The sequence below is a fragment of the Luteimonas suaedae genome, from assembly GCF_008312895.1.
Classification (GTDB): domain Bacteria; phylum Pseudomonadota; class Gammaproteobacteria; order Xanthomonadales; family Xanthomonadaceae; genus Luteimonas; species Luteimonas suaedae.
In genome coordinates, this window is the sequence record NZ_VSSP01000033.1 from 1 (window position 1) to 3,838 (window position 3,838).

Sequence of the window (3,838 nt, forward strand, 5' to 3'; positions counted from 1 at the left end):
GCCAGCTCACCTCTCTGTTATTGGGGGTCTCGGATGTCGCACTTAGTTTGGCAATTCTTGCGGCCTAACAATTCATTCAAGCCGAACCCGCTTCGCGGGTCGGCTTAATTCAGGCGTTAAGGGGGTATGCATGGCTTGGCAGCAGGCGGCGGGGATAGGCTCGAAGCGATTCGTGTGTGGCTGGTGTTCCAACACGGTTGCCGCATCCCTCGGCTACCAAGACGTTAGAGCTGGGAGCGGCGTAAAAATCATGGGCGACAAAATCTATATTTGCCCTCATTGCAACTCACCAACCTACTTCTCTAGCGAGCGCCAGTATCCCGGCGCCGCCCCTGGCGCTCAGGTCGCAAACCTTCCCCCAGACATCAAAGCGCTCTACGAGGAGGCTCGGCAATGCGTTGCCGCGTCCTGTTTCACGTCAGCAGTCCTTGCAAGCCGAAAGCTACTTATTAATATCGCTGTTAACAATGGGGCAAAGGAGGGAGCACCATTCATAGCTTATGTTGAGCACCTGGCGTCAGCTGGATTCGTCCCGCCAAATGGAAAAGGCTGGGTTGATCACATCCGGAAGAAGGGTAACGAAGCGAACCATGAGATCGCCCTGATGACGCGTGTCGATGCGGAAGAGCTGCTTTCCTTCTCCGAAATGCTTCTGAAGTTTATCTATGAGTTTCCAAGTCGGATTCCAGCATCGTAAAATTACCCGGTGAATTAACACTTAGCAAGCTCAACCTGGTGCCGTTCGGAGGCCTATTTCTTCTTGACCCTGCAGGCGGCTCCAGCAAGTAGGCAGGGCTGACTTTCAAGGCTTTCGCAAGCCTTGAGTAGCGCGATGTTGCGCTGGCCGCGCTCGACGCCGCCAAGATAGCTACGGGAGAGTCCGCTTTCGAGGGCCAGACTTTCCTGAGAAAGCCCCTTGGCCTTGCGGACTTCCGCGAGGCGTTGGCCGGAAGATCGTTCTGGGCTCTGTTGCCATCCGGTGGTGAGCGCTAATGTCACGCATAGAGGGTGTCCTTATAGGGCGTGGTCACAGCGTTTGCCGGTGCATAGGGTCTGACCAAGGAGGCACGCTGCCATTCGCAGGTCCGGCATGGAAGACATCGACTCGGCATTGGCCGCCGATAAGCTAGCCCCGATATCCGCCTGCTTCCATGCGGCTTCGAGGCTCCCGACATCTTGCGGTACCCGCCGTAATTCGGCACGGCTGCCTGGGAGCATCACATGCGCAAGCACAAAGGAAGTGAACCGTTCCGCCCCGCGTCCGAAGGCTATCTGTTGCCCGAGGACGCCCATCTGGCCATGGTCCAGACCAGCGAGCACCTGCACCTGCTGGCCCGCCTGACTGCACCACGTTCCCCGCACGACGATCTGCCCCAGGCCGAGCTGTCGCTCAAGCCTGTGGCGTTGGCGTATTGCTTCCGGGAATTGGCCGACCGGCTCGATCACGCCCTGCGGCAGGTCCGTTGGCCGGGAGCTCCACCGCCCGCGTAGCGCAGCCATCCGACGGCCGCGCCCGATCGTGTGGTCGATCGCCACGGACTAGCCGGGGGACTGCTGATGCGTGTCCGCATCTTCGGGCGGTCATCGATCGCATTGCCAACTTCCGGTCCGCGGACCGCCGATGGCCTGCAGAACCAGACGCAGCCGGTGTCGAATTCCCCGCGTCCGGTTCGTCGAATGGATGTCGCACCCACTCACAGCACACTAGGAGACAAACATGAAGATCACCGTAGAGACCCTCGTCAAGGCCCGACCGGACAAGGTCTGGGAGGCCTGGAACGACCCCGAGGCCATCAAGCAGTGGAATGCGCCCCAGGACGACTGGCACACGACCGAGAGCGCCGTCGATCTGCGCGAGGGCGGCAAGTTCCGGGCGCGCATGGAGGCGAAGGACGGCAGCGTGGGGTTCGATTTCGAGGGTACCTATACCCGCGTGGTGCCGAAGCAGGCCATCGAGTACCGGATGAGCGACGGCCGCGAAGTCGAGGTCGAGTTCGTCGAGCGTCCCGAGGGTGTGCTCGTGAAGGAGACGTTCGACGCGGAGAGCGAGAATTCGCCCGAGATGCAGCAGCAGGGTTGGCAGGCGATCCTGGACAACTTCGGCCGGTACGTGGAGGCCAAGGGCTGAGCCGGCGGGGTTCGGCTGTTCGGGGCCGCATTGGATGTTCGTGGAAGGCGGCGGCCTAGTCCGCGGGAGACGGCGACAGCAACGGCAACAGCAAATCCCCCTCAATCCCCCTTTTTCAAAGGGGGAAGACAAGCGGGGAAGCTTACGCAGGGGCGGGGCGGTGCGCTTGGACCGGTCGCGTTCTGGCGGGCCTGGAGTGACGACGTTTGAGGTCAACCGCTCGACGCGGGCCTTTTTTTTCCGGAAGAATCTCCCGAGCATACGACCGAGGCGTTGAGACGGTTCTTCACCATCGAATAGCGGAGCAGGTGCTATCCGCTTCGCGGGCCGGCTTGATTCAGACGTCGAGCCCCTCTCTACCATCACCGCAAGGATCGAGATGACTTCTTTCGCACTCCTCATCAAGCACAAGACGCAACCTGGGCGCCGGGACGAGGTCCGGACAGTATGGGAGCGGCACATGGCGCCGGCCGTGTCGGCCAATCCCGGCCATATCGCTTATTTCTATTGCTTCGACAATGCGGATCCGGACGCGATCTACGCGTTCCAGCAATACGCGAGCGCCGAGGCGTCGCAGGCGTTCCTGAAGACGGCAAGCTATGCCGAGTACCTGAAGGAGGTGGAGCCGCTGCTTTCCGGGCCTCCGCAGGTAACGGCGTTGACGCCGGTATGGTCGAAAGGCGCCTAGCGACTCGAACAAGACGCCAAACGCGCGGAGACGTGATGAGTGACAGAAGCCAAGCATTGATCTTCGTGGTTTTGGTGCTGGCAGTTAGTTGGAGCTTCGAGGCTTTCATCATTGTCAATGGCGGTGTCAGGAGTTTCGGCCCGCTCTGGATCGTCGCCCTGATGTGCATCCCGGGCCTCCTCTCCGTGGTGCTGAGGCTCACCTTGAAGTCGGGATTTGGAGATGTCGGTTTTCGGGTCGAAAAATGGCGCTACTACATCTACGCAGTCGCAGTTCCGCTTCTGCTGGCATTACTGGTCGGATTTGCATCCTCGGCCCTCGACATCCGGAAGTTCTCGCTGGTTTCGCCGGGGCAGCTCATCCAGCTCGGCCCCGTTCTTCTATCCGTCCTCGGGCTGGGCCTCATTGGCGCGTTCGGAGAAGAACTCGGATGGCGCGGATTCCTGCTGCCCAAGATGATGAGCGGCGGCGTCAAGAACCCCTACCTTGTTTGCGGACTCGTGTGGGCGTCCTGGCATCTCCCGCTTATTGCTTTCGGAGGGTTCTACCAGACGGACAATGCATTGCTCATGACGCTGATCTATGGCTTCGGCATCGTCGCCATGAGTTTTGTCTTCAGCGAGTTCAGAGTGCGCTCCGGATCGGTCTGGATTGCCGCCATCGCCCACGCTGCCCACAATTTCTTCTTTCAGTTCGTTGTTCCCGCATTGCTCCTGACTGCGCCGGGTTCGAACTCGTGGCGGTGGGATATGGTGGCCGGCGACACGGGCTTGCTTGTCGCGATGCTTTACGCCGTTACGTACCTCGTCTTTCGCCATGTCATTCGACGGTATAGGGCTTCGGCTTGACTCGAGCGCACAAGTCAGAGGGCAACCGTCGGCTGCGTCTCCGGTCCTCGTCATTGGCGGTCCCACCGCGAACCGGAAGGTGCGTCGGTAGGCGGAATCGCATGGCGGTGCGGTGCCCGCGACGTCCCCCCGCTTTTAGTAGCGGTCTGATCTGGAGTCCGGGTTCACTGTAGC

Annotated in this window: 6 protein-coding genes; 5 read left to right on the plus strand and 1 reads right to left on the minus strand. The window is 60.5% G+C overall.

The genetic code is table 11. The features are described 5' to 3' along the window. Nucleotides 1-130: 130 nt before the first annotated feature. Nucleotides 131-697 (plus strand): DUF4145 domain-containing protein, encoded by a 567-nt coding sequence (locus tag FXO19_RS18920; protein ID WP_149196672.1) that lies wholly within the window; start codon nucleotides 131-133, stop codon nucleotides 695-697. A gap of 53 nt (nucleotides 698-750) precedes the next feature. Here the strand turns inward: FXO19_RS18920 and FXO19_RS18925 are convergent, their stop codons facing one another. Beyond that, nucleotides 751-999 carry a helix-turn-helix domain-containing protein gene (locus FXO19_RS18925; protein ID WP_149196673.1) on the minus strand — a complete coding sequence of 83 codons (249 nt, stop codon included), beginning with the start codon at nucleotides 997-999 and terminating at the stop codon, nucleotides 751-753. A 222-nt stretch (nucleotides 1,000-1,221) separates the two neighbouring features. Here FXO19_RS18925 and FXO19_RS18930 point away from each other — a divergent pair, with 222 nt between their 5' ends. The 4 genes from FXO19_RS18930 to FXO19_RS18945 all read left to right on the plus strand — a co-directional run bounded on the left by FXO19_RS18930 (nucleotide 1,222) and on the right by FXO19_RS18945 (nucleotide 3,664). Further along, nucleotides 1,222-1,491: an XAC0095 family protein gene (locus tag FXO19_RS18930; RefSeq protein ID WP_149196674.1), complete on the plus strand. Its 270-nt coding sequence runs from the start codon at nucleotides 1,222-1,224 to the stop codon at nucleotides 1,489-1,491. A gap of 226 nt (nucleotides 1,492-1,717) precedes the next feature. Then, a complete protein-coding gene (locus tag FXO19_RS18935) occupies nucleotides 1,718-2,128 on the plus strand; it encodes an SRPBCC family protein (RefSeq protein ID WP_149196675.1) in 411 nt (136 codons plus the stop codon). 379 nt (nucleotides 2,129-2,507) lie between these two features. Beyond that, entirely contained in the window at nucleotides 2,508-2,816 is a 309-nt protein-coding gene (locus tag FXO19_RS18940; RefSeq protein ID WP_149196676.1) for a putative quinol monooxygenase, read from the plus strand. A 35-nt stretch (nucleotides 2,817-2,851) separates the two neighbouring features. Then, nucleotides 2,852-3,664 (plus strand): CPBP family intramembrane glutamic endopeptidase, encoded by an 813-nt coding sequence (locus FXO19_RS18945; protein WP_187775863.1) that lies wholly within the window; start codon nucleotides 2,852-2,854, stop codon nucleotides 3,662-3,664. The last annotated feature ends 174 nt before the right edge of the window (nucleotides 3,665-3,838 follow it).

Excerpts from the sequence above, each read along its gene's own strand:
- FXO19_RS18920 (WP_149196672.1), top strand. The coding sequence starts at position 131 with ATGGCTTGGCAGCAGGCGGCGGGGATAGGCTCGAAGCGATTCGTGTGT.
- FXO19_RS18930 (WP_149196674.1), top strand. The coding sequence starts at position 1,222 with ATGCGCAAGCACAAAGGAAGTGAACCGTTCCGCCCCGCGTCCGAAGGC.
- FXO19_RS18935 (WP_149196675.1), top strand. The coding sequence starts at position 1,718 with ATGAAGATCACCGTAGAGACCCTCGTCAAGGCCCGACCGGACAAGGTC.
- FXO19_RS18940 (WP_149196676.1), top strand. The coding sequence starts at position 2,508 with ATGACTTCTTTCGCACTCCTCATCAAGCACAAGACGCAACCTGGGCGC.
- FXO19_RS18945 (WP_187775863.1), top strand. The coding sequence starts at position 2,852 with ATGAGTGACAGAAGCCAAGCATTGATCTTCGTGGTTTTGGTGCTGGCA.